The organism is Arenimonas soli, assembly GCF_014643775.1.
GTDB lineage: Bacteria > Pseudomonadota > Gammaproteobacteria > Xanthomonadales > Xanthomonadaceae > Arenimonas > Arenimonas soli.
On record NZ_BMKC01000002.1, the window covers coordinates 105836 to 121416 of the forward strand.

At 70.9% G+C, this 15581-nt stretch carries 9 protein-coding genes; 4 read left to right on the plus strand and 5 right to left on the minus strand.

Annotated features, from left to right (window positions below; genetic code table 11):
* Window positions 1-100 precede the first annotated feature (100 nt).
* A complete protein-coding gene (gene rho / locus IEX13_RS08640) occupies window positions 101-1849 on the plus strand; it encodes a transcription termination factor Rho (RefSeq protein ID WP_188663257.1) in 1749 nt (582 codons plus the stop codon).
* A 70-nt stretch (window positions 1850-1919) separates the two neighbouring features.
* Here rho and IEX13_RS08645 read toward each other — a convergent pair whose 3' ends face one another.
* Complete coding sequence (locus tag IEX13_RS08645; RefSeq protein ID WP_188663259.1) at window positions 1920-2726, minus strand: energy transducer TonB; 807 nt, start codon at window positions 2724-2726, stop codon at window positions 1920-1922.
* An 88-nt stretch (window positions 2727-2814) separates the two neighbouring features.
* Here IEX13_RS08645 and IEX13_RS08650 point away from each other — a divergent pair, with 88 nt between their 5' ends.
* Window positions 2815-4629 carry a monovalent cation:proton antiporter-2 (CPA2) family protein gene (locus IEX13_RS08650; RefSeq protein WP_188663261.1) on the plus strand — a complete coding sequence of 605 codons (1815 nt, stop codon included), beginning with the start codon at window positions 2815-2817 and terminating at the stop codon, window positions 4627-4629.
* A gap of 6 nt (window positions 4630-4635) precedes the next feature.
* Here IEX13_RS08650 and IEX13_RS08655 read toward each other — a convergent pair whose 3' ends face one another.
* Window positions 4636-7938 (minus strand): ankyrin repeat domain-containing protein, encoded by a 3303-nt coding sequence (locus tag IEX13_RS08655; protein ID WP_188663264.1) that lies wholly within the window; start codon window positions 7936-7938, stop codon window positions 4636-4638.
* Window positions 7931-8185 (minus strand): YcgL domain-containing protein, encoded by a 255-nt coding sequence (locus IEX13_RS08660; RefSeq protein WP_188663265.1) that lies wholly within the window; start codon window positions 8183-8185, stop codon window positions 7931-7933. Before IEX13_RS08660 ends, IEX13_RS08655 begins: the two co-directional genes overlap by 8 nt.
* A gap of 120 nt (window positions 8186-8305) precedes the next feature.
* Here IEX13_RS08660 and IEX13_RS08665 point away from each other — a divergent pair, with 120 nt between their 5' ends.
* Window positions 8306-10651, plus strand: coding sequence for a S9 family peptidase (locus tag IEX13_RS08665; protein ID WP_229668504.1), 2346 nt, complete (start codon window positions 8306-8308; stop codon window positions 10649-10651).
* 7 nt (window positions 10652-10658) lie between these two features.
* Here IEX13_RS08665 and IEX13_RS08670 read toward each other — a convergent pair whose 3' ends face one another.
* Entirely contained in the window at window positions 10659-11558 is a 900-nt protein-coding gene (locus IEX13_RS08670) for a chorismate transformation FkbO/Hyg5 family protein (protein WP_188663267.1), read from the minus strand.
* Window positions 11559-11626: 68 nt separating this feature from the next.
* Here IEX13_RS08670 and hemF point away from each other — a divergent pair, with 68 nt between their 5' ends.
* The gene (gene hemF, locus IEX13_RS08675) at window positions 11627-12571 is read left to right on the plus strand and encodes an oxygen-dependent coproporphyrinogen oxidase (RefSeq protein WP_188663269.1); all 945 of its coding nucleotides are present in this window, start codon (window positions 11627-11629) and stop codon (window positions 12569-12571) included.
* 245 nt (window positions 12572-12816) lie between these two features.
* On the opposite strand, the gene polA is transcribed toward hemF, so the two are convergent.
* Window positions 12817-15564: a DNA polymerase I gene (gene polA / locus IEX13_RS08680; protein ID WP_188663271.1), complete on the minus strand. Its 2748-nt coding sequence runs from the start codon at window positions 15562-15564 to the stop codon at window positions 12817-12819.
* Between the last annotated feature and the right edge of the window lie 17 nt (window positions 15565-15581).

Here is a 15581-nt window from a genome sequence, read left to right on the forward strand (position 1 = left end):
CCCCCGGCGGTGGTAGTTTGAAGGTCATTCGGGCGCCCCGGGCGCCGATGTCTCGCCATACCCCCTTCCTCCCCACGCTCGCGTTCGCGAGGTGAATCCTGTGTCCGAAAACGAAACCGACTCCGGCGCCAGCGCCGAGAAGCGTCCGCGCAAATCGCGCGCCGCAAATCCCAACAACGACGCCCCGGCCGCCGATACCCCGGCACCGGCGCCCGTGCCTGTCTCGGCACCGGCCCCCGAGCGCGCCAAGGCTGAACCTGCTGCTTCCGGCGATGCCGGCGGCGGTGGCGGCCAGGGCGGCGGCGGTGGCCAGTCCGGAGGTGGCCAGTCCAGTGGCGGCCAGGGCGGCAACGACGACGGCGGCCAGCAGGGCGGCGGCGACGGTGGCCCCCAGGGTGGTGGCGGCGACCGCGGCCGCGAAGGCCGGCGCAATCGGCGTGACCGGTTCCGCGACAAGCGCGACCGCTTCAAGGGCCGCGAAGGTGGCGGCGGCGGCGGCATGCCCGGCGACGACGAAGGCAACGCCAATGGCGGCAACGGCGGCCAGAACGAGCGCCCGCTGCCCCAGCTGCCGCCCGACTTCCCGGTCTACAGCCTCAACGACCTCAAGCGCATGCCGGCCTTCAAGCTGCTCGAGATCGCCGACAAGCTGGGCCTGCACGAAGGCGTGGCGCGCATGCGCAAGCAGGACGTCACCTTCGCCCTGCTCAAGGTGCTCACCCGCCACCCGCAGGGCGTGGCCGGCGACGGCGTGCTGGAGATCCTGCCCGACGGCTACGGCTTCCTGCGTTCGGACGACGCCAGCTACCTGGCCGGCCCGGACGACGTCTACATCTCGCCCAGCCAGATCCGCCGCTTCAACCTGCGCACCGGCGATGAAATCTCCGGCCGCATCCGCAGCCCCAAGGAAGGCGAGCGTTATGTCGCCCTCAACGTCGTGGACACCATCAACGGCGAACCGCCGGAGGCGTCCAAGGGCAAGGTGCTGTTCGAGAACCTCACCCCGCTGTTCCCGCGCGCCCGCTTCAAGCTCGAGCGCGGCAACGGCTCGTCCGAGGACATCACCGGCCGCGTGATGGACCTGATGTCGCCGATCGGCAAGGGCCAGCGCGCCTTGATCGTCTCGCCGCCCAAGGCCGGCAAGACCGTGCTGATGCAGAACGTGGCCCAGGCCATCATCCACAACCACCCGGACGTGCACCTGATCGTGCTGCTGATCGACGAGCGGCCCGAGGAAGTGACCGAGATGCAGCGCACCGTGCGCGGCGAGGTCATTTCCTCGACCTTCGACGAACCGGCCGCGCGCCACGTGCAGGTCGCCGAAATGGTGATCGAGCGCGCCAAGCGCCTGGTCGAGCACAAGCGCGACGTCGTCATCATGCTCGACTCGATCACCCGCCTGGCCCGCGCCTACAACACCGTGGTGCCCAGCTCGGGCAAGGTGCTCACCGGTGGCGTCGACGCCAATGCCCTGCACCGCCCGAAGCGTTTCTTCGGCGCGGCCCGCAACGTCGAGGAAGGCGGCTCGCTCACCATCATCGCCACCACGCTGGTGGAAACCGGCTCGAAGATGGACGAGGTGATCTACGAAGAGTTCAAGGGCACGGGCAACTCCGAAGTGCACCTGGACCGCCGCATCGCCGAAAAGCGCGTCTACCCGGCCATCAACATCAACCGCTCCGGCACCCGCCGCGAAGAGCTGCTGATCGAGCCGGACATGCTGCAGAAGATCTGGATCCTGCGGAAGCTGCTGCACCCGATGGACGAACTGGCCGCGATGGAGTTCCTGCTCGAGAAGATGAAGAACACCAAGTCCAACGACGAGTTCTTCAGTTCGATGAAGCGCTGACCCCCCGGTCCACGCGCAAAGAAAAAGCCGGCCCTTTGGCCGGCTTTTTCGTGGCCGCCCTGGCCGGGACTCAGCCGTCCAGGCGCGGGTCGAGCGGGGTGAGCAGACGCAGCTTCGACGAGGCCCGGGTGCCGTTGGCCGCCAAGTCGAGCACCTGCGCTTCCCCGGCCAGTGCCCCGGCCAGCCAGGCCGGGCTTTCAAGCGTGACCGGGTAGACCCGCTCCCAGCCCGCGCGCGGCGGCGAGAACGCCGGCGGCGTGTACTTCACCGGGATGCGCACCAATCCCCGGGCATCCGCGCCGTCGATCCGCCAGCGGCGGGCGGCGGCCTGGGTCGCCTTCACGAACTGGCCGGCCAGACGCCGGCCGTGGCTGCCCGGGTCGCGGCCGGTGAGGTGCAGGTACTCCACCGCCACGTCTTCGGGCACGCCCTGCGCGTCCACCCGGGCCACCAGGATCACCACGGCGCCGACGCCATTGCGCGCGGCGTCGGCCGGGTAGACCGGGTGGCGCTTCATGCCCGCGGGCAGCTCGCGCGATTGTTCCGGGTCGGGAAACCAGGCCTGTTCGATGGCGAAACGTGCTGTCTTTTCGGCGTCGTTGCGCAAGGCCGCCAGGCGCAGGCGCATGGGGCTGGTGGCATTGACCGGTTCGCCGTTCTCGACCACCGGCTCGAAGCGCCAGCCGCGGATCTTGAGCAGGTAGCCCTCGACCACCGGCTCGCCCATCCAGTCCGCGTCCCGGAGCTGCACATCCAGCACCTGCCCTTCCGTGCCGATGGTGAGCGTACCTTCCACTTCCGCGGTGAAGCGGGCGGTGTCGGCCGCCTGGGCGGAGCCCGCCAAGGCCAGCAGCATGCCGGCCATCCAGTACTTCATGCCTGTGTCTCCGGAGTTCGTTGTGGGCGGAAGTAGAACACCCACCCCGTGACGGTTCAACGCAATGATGCCGGGGCATAATCGCCCCATGCACAATTCCGGCTTTCTCGCCCTGCTGCTGGTGTTCCTGATAGCCGCGGTCATCGCGGTGCCGCTGTTCCGGCGGCTGGGCCTGGGTGCGATCCTGGGTTACCTGGCCGCCGGCGTGGTGATCGGGCCCGACGGGCTGTCGCTGGTGCCCGACCCCGACGACGTGCTGGCCGCGTCCGAGCTGGGCGTGGTGATGCTGCTGTTCGTGATCGGCCTGGAGCTGAGCCCGGCGCGGCTGTGGGTGATGCGGCGCAAGGTGTTCGGCACCGGCGGCCTGCAGGTGTTCGTCTCGGCGGCCGCCATCGCCGCCATCGCGGCGCTGGGCGTGGACGGCTGGAAGGCGCCACTGGTGATCGGCATGGGCCTGGCGCTGTCGTCCACCGCGGTGGGCCTGCAGCTGCTGGCCGAACGCAAGGAACTGACCACCGAACACGGACGGGTTGCCTTTGCGATCCTGTTGTTCCAGGACCTGATCGCCATCCCGCTGCTGGCGGCGATTCCGCTGCTGGGCGCGGCCAAGGCGCTGGAACGTTCGGCCCCGCCGCTCGACAGCGTGGTGGTCGCGGTCGGCGCGATCCTGGCGGTCGTGGTCGGCGGGCGCTTCCTGCTGCGCCACCTGCTGCGGGTGGTGGCCAAGGCGCGGTCGGTGGAAGTGTTCACCGCCAGCGCACTGCTGGTGGTGGTGGGCAACGCCTGGATCATGGACCAGGCCGGGCTGTCGATGGGCCTGGGTGCGTTCCTGGCCGGCGTGCTGCTGGCCGAGTCGGAGTTCCGGCACGAACTCGAATCGCATATCGAACCCTTCAAGGGCCTGTTCCTGGGCCTGTTCTTCATCGCCATCGGCATGAGCATCGACCTGGACGTGATTGCCGACCAGCCGGCGATGATCGCCGGCGGCGTGCTGGGCCTGCTGACGCTCAAGATCCTGATGCTGCTGGCGGTGGGCCGATTCACCGGCGGCCTGGACTGGCGCCAGGCGGTGCAGCTGGGCGCCGTGCTGGCGATGGGCGGCGAGTTCGGTTTCGTGGTGTTTGCCGAAGCGCTCAAGGCCGGGCTCATGGACGCGCAGCTGCGCGACCAGCTGTTCGTGGTCATCGGCTTGTCCATGGCGGCGACGCCGCTGATCCTGCTGGTGGTGTCGCGCTGGCTGCGCGAACACCCCTCGGAAGTAAAAAAGCGCGAACCGGACGACATCGACCACGAATACCCGCGCGTGATCATCGCCGGTTTCGGCCGCGTCGGGCAGATCGTCGGGCGCATGATGCGGGCGCAGAAGATCCCCTTCACCGCGCTGGAAAACAGCGCCGACCAGGTGGACGTTTCCCGCCGCTTCGGCACCAAGATCTACTATGGCGACCCGGCCCGCGCCGACCTGCTGCGCGCGGCCCACGCCGACCGCGCCGAGGTGTTCGTGCTGACCACCGACGACCCGGACGCGAACGTGCGCACCGCGCGCCTGGTCAAGCGCATGTACCCGCACCTGAAGGTGTTCGCCCGCGCGCGCAACCGCCAGCATGCCTTCCGGCTGATGGACCTGGACGCCGACGCCACCCGCGAAACCTTCCACTCCAGCCTGGTGATGGGCCGCAAGGTGATGCAGGCCCTGGGCGTGCCGGCCGAAGAAGCCGAACGCAACACCGAACGCTTCCGCCAGCACGACGAACAGCTGCTGCGCCGGCAACACCTTGTCTACGACGACGAGGCCGCGCTGGTGGCGTCCTCGCAGGAGGCGCTGGCGGACCTGGAAACCCTGTTCGAAGCCGACCTCAGCCCCGACGAGGCCGCCGAAGACGACGGCGACGCCGGGCGTTAGCCGCGCCTAGTCCCGGTCGCGCAGGAAACGCGCCAGCGAGGGCGGTCCGCCGGCCCGGCCCGGTTCGAACTCGGCGGCGACGTCGACGAATCCACGCAGCACCGCCAGGTCGTGCGGCGTGCGCCCCAGGATGTCGCGGGCCTGGCGGTCGGCCCCTTCGCGCAGCAGGCGCTGGACCACGCGCGCCAGCCCGTGCATCGCGGCCAGGTGCAGCGGCGTCAGCCCGCGCTGGTCGGCGGCGTCGAGCGCCACGCCTTCGGCCAGCAGGCGTTCGAGCCCGGCCAGCAGCACCTCTTCGTCGCAGGCGGTGCCGGGTTCGGCGCGGGCGCCGAGCAGCAGCAGCAATGGCGTCTGCCCGGTGGCGTTGGGCGCGTCGGGTTCGACGTCGGCCAGCAGCAACACGTCCACCAGCGCCAGCACGCGCTGGCGGTCGCGCGAGGAAAACGCATGCAGGGCCGCGCAGTGCAGCGGCGACAGGCCCTGGGCGTCGCGGGCCTCGGGGTCGGCACCGTGCGCTAGCAGGCGCGAGATCAGCTCCGGCTGGCCCAGGGCGGCGGCCAGCATCAGCGGCGTCACTTCACCGGGCAGCGGCAGGTCGGGTTCGGCGCCGGCGCGCAGCAGGCGATCGACCACGCCGACGTGGCGCATGCTGATCGCCGCCGAAAGCGGCGTCGCCCCGGTGCGGGCGGCGATACGGGTGTCGGCGCCGCGGCCGAGCAACTGGTCGACCACCGCCTCGTGGCCGCCACCGGCCGCACGCAGCAGCGCGGTGCAGCCCTGGGCGTCGATCGCATCCACCGGCAGGTCCAGTTCCAGCAGGCGGCCCACGGCTTCGGCGTCCCCCGCCATCGCGGCGGCGGGCAGGTCGGCCGGCTGCAGGGTGCGTCCCGGCAGCTGCCACTGCCGCCATTCGAGCCAGTGCGAAAGTTCCGGCCGTTCCGCCGCCAGGGCCAGGCCCAGCGGGGTTTGGCCGTCGGGCGCGCACAGCGCCGGCGAGGCGCCGTGGCGGACCAGCAGCTGCAGGGCCCCCTCGCGGCCAAGCGCGGCGGCGGCGTGCAGCGGCGTGTGGCCGTGGCCATCGCGATCGTTCGGGTCGGCCCCCAGCGCCAGCAGGGACTGGGCCAGGCGCAGCCAGCCCAGGCGGATCGCCAGGCCCAGCGGCGGGTCGGCCGGCGCACCGCCGAAGGCGTCGGCGCCGCGTTCAAGCAGGGCCAGGGCGATGTTTTCGTGGCCGCGGCTGACGTGTTCGCCGGCCAGGCAGGCCTGCAGCCAGCGCGCCAGGCCGCCGCGCCCACCCACCGGCTGGCCACGGTCGAACAGGCGCTGCAGCGCCCCGCAAGCCAGGCCACCGCGGTCGAGCAGGTGCATGAAGACGCTGTCCTGGTCGTCCACGCGGGTGTCGGCGACCGCGCCATGGCGCAGCAGCCAGTCGAACATCGCCAGGTCGGCGTCACCGGCGAATTCGAGCAGCAGCGATGCCAGGCCGGTGGCATCGGGGCCGGCGCCCAGGCGCAGCATGGCTTCGGCCGACTCCAGGCGTCCGGCGACCAGGGCTTCGCGCAGCAGTTCGCGCGGGCTGCGCTCGAAGCTGCCTTCGGCCAGGCCTTCGGCGACGCTGGCCGGCAGCGGGTAGGTCGGGTCGAGCACGGCCACCAGCGGCCAGCGGCCCGCGCCCAGGGCGTGTTCGAGGGCGCGGCGGCCGTCCTGGTCGCGCTGCTCGGGGTCAACGCCCATGGCGATCAGGTGGCGCAGGAATTCCGGGCCGCCTTCGGATTCGGCGGCCAGCACCAGGGCGTTGCGGCCGCGCCCGTCCACCGCGGAAACATCCGGGCGCGCCCGGGCCAGCCGCGCCAGCACGGCCGCCTGGGCGTGGCGGGCGGTTTCGAGCAGGGGCGTGGCACCCTCGGCGTCGCGGGCATTGCGGTCGGCGCCGGCATCAAGCAGGCAGCCGACCACGTCGGCATTGCCGGCCGCGCAGGCCACGTGCAGCGCGCAGCGCTGGCCGTGGCCGCGGGAATCCACGCGCGCCTTGTGGCGCAGCAGCAACTGCACGCCGGCGGGGTCGTCGTCGCCACCCGCCGCCGCCAGCAGGGCCGGCTGGCCGTCCCGGGGTTCGGGTTTGGCGCCGCGTTCGATCAGGAACTTGGCCAGCCGCCAGTTGCCGCTGGCGCAGGCGACGCCCAGCGCGCTGAAACCGTCGGCGTTGAGCGCTTCGAGCGTGGCGCCGGCATCGAGCAGCAGCGCCGCCACCGCCGGGTCGGTGCTGCGCGCGGCGTGGTGCAGGGCGGTGTTGCCGTCGGCGTCGGCATGGCGCGGGTCGGCGCCGTTGGCCAGCAGGGTCATCACCGCTTCGGGCCGGCCGTGCCAGCTGTCGCGGGTGGCCGCCAGCAGCGGGGTCAGGCCGGCATGTTCGGCATTGAGGTCAACGCCGCGGGCGATCAGGTCGCGCAGCAGGCGCAGGTCGCCCAGCAGGGCGGCCAGCATCGGCAGGCTGCGCTGGTCGCGGTCCTCGGGGTCGGGCAGGGATTCCGGGTCGGCGCCATCGGCCAGGGCCGCCAGCGCGGCTTCGATGCGCCCGGCGCGGGTGGCGGCGAGCAGGCGTTGGTCCGGGTCCGGGTCCTGGCCCTCTTCGGCCGGCGCGGGCGGCGCGTCGTCGTCGTCGCCGACGATCGGCAGGTTGGCCGGAAGGCGATTGCCCGTGGTTTCGGGCGGCTTGCCAAAGGACTGCACCAGGGTCTGCGCGGCCAGGGACAGGACCACGAAACCCCCGACCGCCATTGGTCGCAAGGTTTCCGGCAGCAGGCCGGGCCAGGACAGCCCGAGGATGGCCGCCAGGACCACGAACACCGCCAGGGCCACCACGAAACCGCGGCCCGCGTCGGCCGGGCCACCCGTGCCGACCTGGGCGGCCAGCGCCGGTAGCGCCCCGCCGCCACGCCCGGCCAGGCCAAAGGCCGGCCAGGCCCGCCACAGGCCCAGCAGCGCCAGGCCGCCCAGCGTGCCCAGGCCCAGCGCCGCGGCCAGGGTGCCGGTTTCAATCAGGGCCTGCAGTGGCCAGGCGACCGCCAGGCACAGCCCGACCAGGCCCAGGGCCCACAGCATGGCCAGGGCGCCGGCGTCGCGGCGCTGCACCGGGGCCGGCAGCTCGGCGCGCAGCCCGCGCAGACGCGCCAGGCCCAGCGTGAACGCCGGCTGGGCCAGCAGCCCCGCCAGCGCGGTCCAGGCCTGTCCCAGCAAGAGGGCCGCGGACAGGCCCACACCCAGCGCCAGCCAGGCCCAGGGCTGCCAGGCGCGGGACGCGTCAGCCATCGACCATCGGGTCCAGCACGGTGGGCGGGAACTGCAGGTGGAAGCCGTGCGCCTGCAGGTTGGCGCGCACCACCGCCGGATCGGCGCGGGCCAGGCGCCGGCTTTCGGTCAGGGCGAACTCAAGCACGAACACCAGTTCGCCCAGCGGTTCGCGCACCGCCGGCGGCAGTACCGAGAAATCGTCCTGTTTGCGCAGGTAGAGGTAGGTGTCGGGCTTGCGCAGGGATTTGTAAACGTAGGCTTGCATGGCATCGCCGCGCTGGGTTGGGCGATTGTCGCCGCAAACGCCGGGTGGGAAAAGCCGCACACGCGCCGGCCGCGCCGGCTTTGTTAGGCTTGCCGGCCAGTTTTGACTCCCGGAGCCCCCATGCGACTTCGCCTTGCCGTCCTTGCCCTGGTTTCCGCCTGCGCCCTGCCGGCGCAGGCCCAGGCGCCGCTCACGCTCGACCAGGCCATGGCCCATCCGGACTGGATCGGCCCGCCGGTTGAATCGGCCTGGTGGTCGCTGGACGGCCAGCGCGCGCTTTACACGCTGAAGCGGGAAGGCAGCCCGGTGCGCGATACCTGGACGGTGCCGGTGGCCGGCGGTGAACCGGTGAAGGTCGAAGGCGCCGCCCTGGCCGAACTCGACGCCGCACGCCCGGTGTTCGACCCGACCCGCCGGCAGGCGGTTTTCATCCGCAATGGCGACGTGTTCCTGCGCTTGCTGGGCGGTCCGCTGGTGCAGCTGACCCGCAGCACCGAGGCCGAGGCCGACCCGCGCTTCGGCGCCGATGGCCGCAGCGTCGTCTGGCGCGTGGGCAACGACTGGTTCCGCTGGGATTCGGCGACCCGCCTGGTGCAGCCGGCCGCGCTGCCGCGCGCGGAGAAGGACCCGGCCGCCGAGCCGGAAAAGGACGCGCTGCGCGAACACCAGCTGCGGCTGAGCGAACAGCTGGCGCGCGAAAAGGCCTTCCGCGAAGCCCAGCGTGAGAATGCCGAAGCCCTGCGCGAAGCCGACCCCAGCCGCGCCGCGGCGCCGGTGTACCTGGGCGACAAGATCGAAATTACCGACAGCGCGATGTCCCCCGACGGCCGCTGGCTGCTGGTGGTCACCGAAGCCAAGGACCACGAATCCGGCCGCGCCGGCAAGATGCCCAAGTACGTCACCGAGACCGGTTACGAGGAAGCCGAGGACGTGCGCGTGCGCGTCGGCCGCAACCCGCCGCAGGGCCAGCAGCTGGTGCTGGTGGACCTGGCCGACGGCAGCCATCGCGGGCTGGCGCTTTCCGCCCTGCCCGGCATCGGCCGCGACCCGCTGGCGGAACTGCGCAAGGCCGCGGGCCAGGACCCGCTCAAGGGCGACCGCCCGGTGCGCATCGACAGCCTGCTGTGGAGCGACAACGGCGCCGGCGTGGCGCTGATGGCGCGCGCGGTGGACAACAAGGACCGCTGGATCGCCACCGTCGACCTGGCCGGCGGCAAGCTGGTGCCCGCGCACCGGCTGACCGACCCGGCCTGGATCAACTGGGGTTTCAACGACTTCGGCTGGCTGCCCGGAGGCCGCACGCTGTGGTTCCTTAGCGAAGAGTCCGGCTTCTCGCATCTCTACACCGTGGTGCCGGGCCAGCGCGCCAACCGCCTGACCACCGGTCGCTGGGAAGCTTCCGCGCCGCAGTGGTCGCCCGATGGCGCCACCGCCTACTTCGTGTGCAACCGCGAATGGCCGGGTGACTACGAGGTCTGCGCGGTGCCCAGCACCGGCGGCGAGGTGCGCGAAGTGACCGCGCTCGACGGCGTCGAGGATTTCACCCTGTCGCCGGACGGCTCGCAGCTGCTGCTGCGCTGGTCGCAGTCGCACGTGCCGCCGCAGCTGGCGGTGCAGCCGGTGGCCGGCGACGAAGCGCGCAAGCTCACCGACACCCGCAGCGCCGAATTCGCCGCGCGCGAGTGGCTCGCCCCCGAAATCGTGCAGGTGCCGTCCAGCCACGGCGCCGGCAACGTCTGGGCCAAGCTCTACCGGCCTGAAACCCTCGAGGAAGGCCGCAAGTACCCGGTGGTGATGTTCGTGCACGGCGCCGGCTACCTGCAGAACGTGCACGCCCGCTGGCCGGTGTATTTCCGCGAGCAGATGTTCCACCAGCTGCTGGTGGAGAACGGCTTCATCGTGCTGGACATGGACTACCGCGCCTCGGAAGGCTACGGCCGCGACTGGCGCACGGCGATCTACCGCCGCATGGGCCACCCGGAGCTGGAGGACTACCTGGACGGCGTGAAGTACATGGTCACCGAGCACCAGGGCGATGCGGAGAACGTGGGCATCTACGGCGGCAGCTATGGCGGGTTCATGGCCTTCATGGGCCTGTTCCGCGCGCCCGACGTGTTCAAGGCCGGCGCCGCGCTGCGGCCGGTGACCGACTGGACCAGCTACAACCACGAATACACGTCCAACATCCTCAATACGCCCGACCTGGACCCGGAGGCCTACAAGCGCAGCTCGCCGATCGAGTACGCACAAAACCTGCGCGGGCACCTGCTGATCAGCCACGGCATGATCGACGACAACGTCTTCTACCAGGATTCGGTGCGGCTGGCGCAGCGCCTGATCGAGCTAAGGAAAGGCAACTGGAACATGGCCAGCTACCCGCTGGAACGCCACGCCTACCAGCACCCGGAAAGCTGGTACGACCAGTACCGGCGCATCTACGAACTGTTCGACGACAACCTGAAATAAGGCGGCCTCAGGCCGCCACGAACACGCCTTCGAGTTCGACGTCGAGGTCGCGGCGGCAGACGTCGCCGCGCAGGTAGCTGATGCGTTCGCCCGGCAGGCCGGCCGTGGCCAGGATGGCCTGGGCGGCGGCCAGGTCGGCGGGGTGTCGCAGGTACACGCGCAGCGCTTCGCACTGGGCCAGCGGGAACTCGCGGCCGGTGGCCTGGTGGCCCTGGTCGAGCAGCGTGGCCAGGTTGTCCAGGCTTTCGCGCAGCTGGGCGGCGAAGTCGCCGACGTGCTGCGACACATGGCCGACGATGCTGGCCGTGCCCGAGGCCAGCAGCCGCGGCTTCACCGTGTCGGCATCGAGCACCGCGCCGCGCGAGAAACCGGGCGAGACCGGCCCGTGTTCGCGCGGGTAGCGCCAGGCGGGCGTCTGCCGGGGGTTTTCCAGTGCGATGGCCGGCGTCTTCGAACACAGCGCCACCACCTGCAGCCGGCCCGGCAGGCCGTCGCTGCCGATCGCCGTGGCTGCCGGCGGCGGCTGGTTGAACATGCCGTCCACGGCGCCGGCGCGGCCGACGCAGAACCGCCGGTAGCGCTCCTGGTCGCCTTCGCCTTCGTTGATGGCGGCGAAGTAGTTCCAGATGCGGATCAGGTAGGGGTGCGTGGACGGCCGCACTTCGGCCAGCAGCCGGGCATAGGCCTGGGCCGTGGCGGTTTCGATGTCGCCGCCGGTTTCGGGCTGCTCTATCAGGCGCACGAGGTAGTGGCCGTTGCCGCACCAGGCCTCGACCGGCGGGCCGGCCAGCAGGCCGCAGTCGACCGCGCTGGGCACGGCGGCGGCGGTTCCGAAGATGAAGGCGACCAGGGCGTCGGTTCCGGTGTCGGCCGTGACGCGCAGGCGCGGGGGAATGGGGGAGTTCATTGCTGGCGGCGATTATAGCGGCCGGCGCGGGCGGCTATCATGGCCACCAGCCACGAACCGACACCGCCATGACCGATTTCAACGCCGTGCACGCCTTTCTCCGCGACCTGCAGGACCGCATTTGCGCGGGGCTGGAGTCGGTGGACGGTGGCCGCTTCGAGCAGGACGCGTGGACGCGCGAACGCGCCGATCCCAGCAAGGGGCCCTCCATGGCGGGCGGTGGTCGTACCCGGGTCTTGAAGGAAGGCGCGGTGTTCGAGCAGGCCGGGGTGAACTTCTCCGACGTGTCCGGCCCCTCGCTGCCGGGCTCGGCCAGCGCACACCGGCCCGAGCTGGCGGGTGCGCCCTGGCGGGCGGCGGGGGTGTCGCTGGTGATCCACCCGCGCAACCCGCACGTGCCCACCTCGCACGCGAACGTGCGCTTCTTCGAGGCCCGGCCGGAAGGGCGCGAACCGATCTGGTGGTTCGGCGGCGGATTCGACCTGACGCCGTTCTACCCGGTGGACGAAGACGTACGGCACTGGCACCAGGTGGCCAGCGACCTGTGCGCCCCCTTCGGCGACCAGCGCTACGCCGAGCACAAGGCCTGGTGCGACCGGTATTTCCACCTCAAGCACCGGGATGAAACCCGCGGGGTGGGCGGGCTGTTCTACGACGACCTGCATGCGGACGGGTTCGAGGCCTGTTTCGACTACACCAGGGCGGTGGGTGCGGGCTTCCTGGACGCCTACCTGCCTATCGTGGAACGCCGCAAGGACGCGCCCTACGGGGACCGCGAGCGGGAGTTCCAGCTTTACCGGCGCGGCCGCTACGTGGAGTTCAACCTGGTCTGGGACCGGGGCACGCTGTTCGGCCTGCAAAGCGGCGGCCGCACCGAATCGATCCTGATGAGCCTGCCGCCCCGGGTCCGCTTCGAATACGACTTCCGCCCCGCCCCGGGCAGCCCCGAAGCCCGCCTGGCCGACTACCTGCGGCCCCGCGACTGGCTGTCCGAGCTGCCGGCGGGCAAATAAAAACCCCGCGGGCCAGGGGAAGCCCGCGGGGTCAGGGGTTGGAGCGCAGGTTGGGGAGAACCCTGCTCCGATTGGATCCACTCAGGGGAGGGAGTGATCCGGCGCCGGACCTTGCATCCGACGCGCCTAGTAGACCCCCCCGCGCATGAGAAGTTCGTGAACAGGCGCGTTAAAACATTGTTCGATTCAGGACGCGTTCACCTGACCGCAAGCGGTTGATATCTAAGCGTATTCCCGGACCCCGGTCAGTGCGCCTGGTCCCAGTTTTCGCCCACCCCGACGTCCACCACCAGCGCCACCTTCAGGTCCGCCGCGGCCACCATGCGCTGGCGGACTTCGGCCACCAGGGTATCCACGAAACCGCCCTCGGCCTCGAACACCAGTTCGTCGTGCACCTGCATCAGCATCGCCGCCTGGTCGCGGTGGCCGTCGAGCCACTGGTCCACGGTGACCATGGCCCGCTTGATGATGTCGGCCGCCGTGCCCTGCATCGGCGCGTTGATCGCCGCGCGTTCGGCGCCGGCGCGCTGGGCCTGGTTGCGCGAGTGGATTTCGTTGAGCTGCAGGCGACGGCCGAACACGGTTTCGACGTAACCCTGTTCGCGCGCCTGCTGGCGCACGCGCTCCATGTAGTCGCGCACGCCGGGGTAGCGGCTGAAGTAGAGCGCGATGTAGTCCTGCGCCTCGCCGCGGCCGATGCCCAGCTGGCGCGCCAGGCCCCAGGCGCTCATGCCGTACATCAGGCCGAAGTTGATCGCCTTGGCGGCGCGGCGCTGGTCGCCGCTCACGTCAGGGAGCGAAACGCCGAAGACTTCGGCGGCGGTGGCCTTGTGCACGTCCTGGCCCGATTCGAAAGCGCGCAGCAGCCCTTCGTCGCCGGAAAGGTGCGCCATGATCCGCAGCTCGATCTGCGAGTAGTCGCAGGCGACGATCTTGCGGCCCTTCGGGGCGATGAAGGCGGTGCGGATCCGGCGGCCGTCGGGGGTGCGGATCGGGATGTTCTGCAGGTTCGGGTCGTTCGAACTCAGCCGGCCGGTGGCGGCGCCGGCCTGGTGGTAGCTGGTGTGCACGCGGCCGGTGTCGGGGTTGATCATCTCGGGCAGCTTGTCGGTGTAGGTGTTGCGCAGCTTGGCCAGGCCGCGGTACTCGAGCACCAGCTTCGGCAGTTCATGCTGATCGGCGATCGCCTCCAGGGCTTCTTCGTTGGTGGACGGCGCGCCGCCCGGGGTCTTCACCACCACCGGCAGCTTGAGTTCGTCGAACAACAGTGCGCCGAGCTGCTTGGGCGAATCGAGGTTGAAGGCGCGGCCGGCGATTTCATGCGCGCGCTGCTGCGCGGCCATCATGCGCTGCGACAGGTCCGAACTCTGGCGGCGCAGTTCGGCGGCGTCCACCAGCACGCCGGTGGCCTCCATGCGTGCAAGCACCGGCACCAGCGGCATTTCGATGTCGCGGTAGACGGCCTGCAGGCTGGGTTCGGCGGCGAGCTTTTCCGACAGCACGCCGTGCAGGCGCAGGGTGACGTCGGCGTCTTCGGCGGCGTAATTGGTGGCGTCGTCCAGGGCCACCGCCGAGAACAGGATCTGCTTGGCGCCCTTGCCGGCCACCTGTTCGTACTTGATGGTTTCGTAGCCTAGGTACCTGCGCGCCAGGCTGTCCATGTCATGGCGCAGGCCGCCGGCATTGCAGACGAAACTTTCCAGCATGGTGTCCTCGGCATAGCCGCGCACGTCCAGGCCGTGGCGACGCAGCACGTGCAGGTCGTACTTGCCGTGCTGGCCGAGCTTGGGTTTGCCGGCGTCTTCAAGCACCGGGCGCAGCGCGTCGAGCACCTGGTCGCGCGGCAGCTGCGCCGGGGCGCCCGGGTAATCGTGGCCAACCGGGATGTAGCAGGCCTTGCCCGGTTCGACCGCGAAGCTCAGGCCGACCAGGTTGGCGCGCATGGGATCGAGCGAATCGGTTTCGGTGTCGAAGGAGACCAGTGGCGCCTTGCGAAGTCGCTCAACCCACGTCGCCAGCGCGGCTTGATCGGTGATGCATTCGTATTCGCCCTTGGCGGCCAGCGCCGGGTCGGGCGCGGCCTCGGCATCGGCGCTGGCCTGGGCGGCGGCGAGGGTGGCCTGGGCCGGGCGCGTGGCCGGGTCGGTCTTGCCGCCGTCGAGTTCGCGCAGGGCGGCGGTGAAACCGTAGCGGGTGTAAAGCTCGCGCAGGGCGTCGACGTCGCGGCCGCGCAGCTTGAGCTCGCGCGGACCCTGGTCGAGCGGCACGTCGGTCTTGATGGTCACCAGGTCGCGGTTGAGCGGCAGACGGCCGAGCGCGGCGCGCAGGTTGTCGCCGATCTTGCCCTTGACCTCGGCGGCGTTGGCCATCACGCCGTCCAGGCTGTCGTACTGGGCCAGCCACTTGGCGGCGGTCTTGGGCCCGCACTTGTCGATGCCCGGCACGTTGTCGACGCTGTCGCCCATCAGCGCCAGCAGGTCGATGATCTGGTCGGGGCGCACGCCGAACTTTTCCTTCACCCGGGCCTCGTCGGTGACGCTGCCGGTCATGGTGTTGGTGAGCGTGATGCCCGGGCGCACCAGCTGGGCGAAGTCCTTGTCGCTGGTGGAAATGGTGACCGGGATGCCGTCGGCCTGGGCCTGCAGGGCCAGGGTGCCGATGACGTCGTCGGCCTCGACGCCGGAGACGCGCAGGATGGGAAACCCCAGGGCCTCGACGATCTGCATCATCGGCTCGACCTGGGCGCGCAGCTCGTCGGGCATGGGCGGGCGGTTGGCCTTGTACTCGGCGTACATCCGGTCGCGGAAGGTCGGGCCCGAGGCGTCCACCACGAAGGCGGCGAAATCCGGGTTTTCCTTCAGCGTGGCGCGCAGCATGTTGACGATGCCGAACAGGGCGCCGGTGGGCGAGCCGTCGGGCGCGGTCAGCGGCGGCAGGGCATGGAAGGCGCGGTAGAGGTAGGACGATCCGTCGATGAGGACGAGGCGGGACATGGCGGGGGTCCGGTTCG

What these genes read in the sequence shown, in the direction of transcription:
- IEX13_RS08645 (WP_188663259.1), bottom strand. Translation starts at nt 2,726, where the DNA reads ATGAAGTACTGGATGGCCGGCATGCTGCTGGCCTTGGCGGGCTCCGCC.
- IEX13_RS08650 (WP_188663261.1), top strand. Translation starts at nt 2,815, where the DNA reads ATGCACAATTCCGGCTTTCTCGCCCTGCTGCTGGTGTTCCTGATAGCC.
- IEX13_RS08655 (WP_188663264.1), bottom strand. Translation starts at nt 7,938, where the DNA reads ATGGCTGACGCGTCCCGCGCCTGGCAGCCCTGGGCCTGGCTGGCGCTG.
- IEX13_RS08660 (WP_188663265.1), bottom strand. Translation starts at nt 8,185, where the DNA reads ATGCAAGCCTACGTTTACAAATCCCTGCGCAAGCCCGACACCTACCTC.
- IEX13_RS08665 (WP_229668504.1), top strand. Translation starts at nt 8,306, where the DNA reads ATGCGACTTCGCCTTGCCGTCCTTGCCCTGGTTTCCGCCTGCGCCCTG.
- IEX13_RS08670 (WP_188663267.1), bottom strand. Translation starts at nt 11,558, where the DNA reads ATGAACTCCCCCATTCCCCCGCGCCTGCGCGTCACGGCCGACACCGGA.
- hemF (WP_188663269.1), top strand. Translation starts at nt 11,627, where the DNA reads ATGACCGATTTCAACGCCGTGCACGCCTTTCTCCGCGACCTGCAGGAC.
- polA (WP_188663271.1), bottom strand. Translation starts at nt 15,564, where the DNA reads ATGTCCCGCCTCGTCCTCATCGACGGATCGTCCTACCTCTACCGCGCC.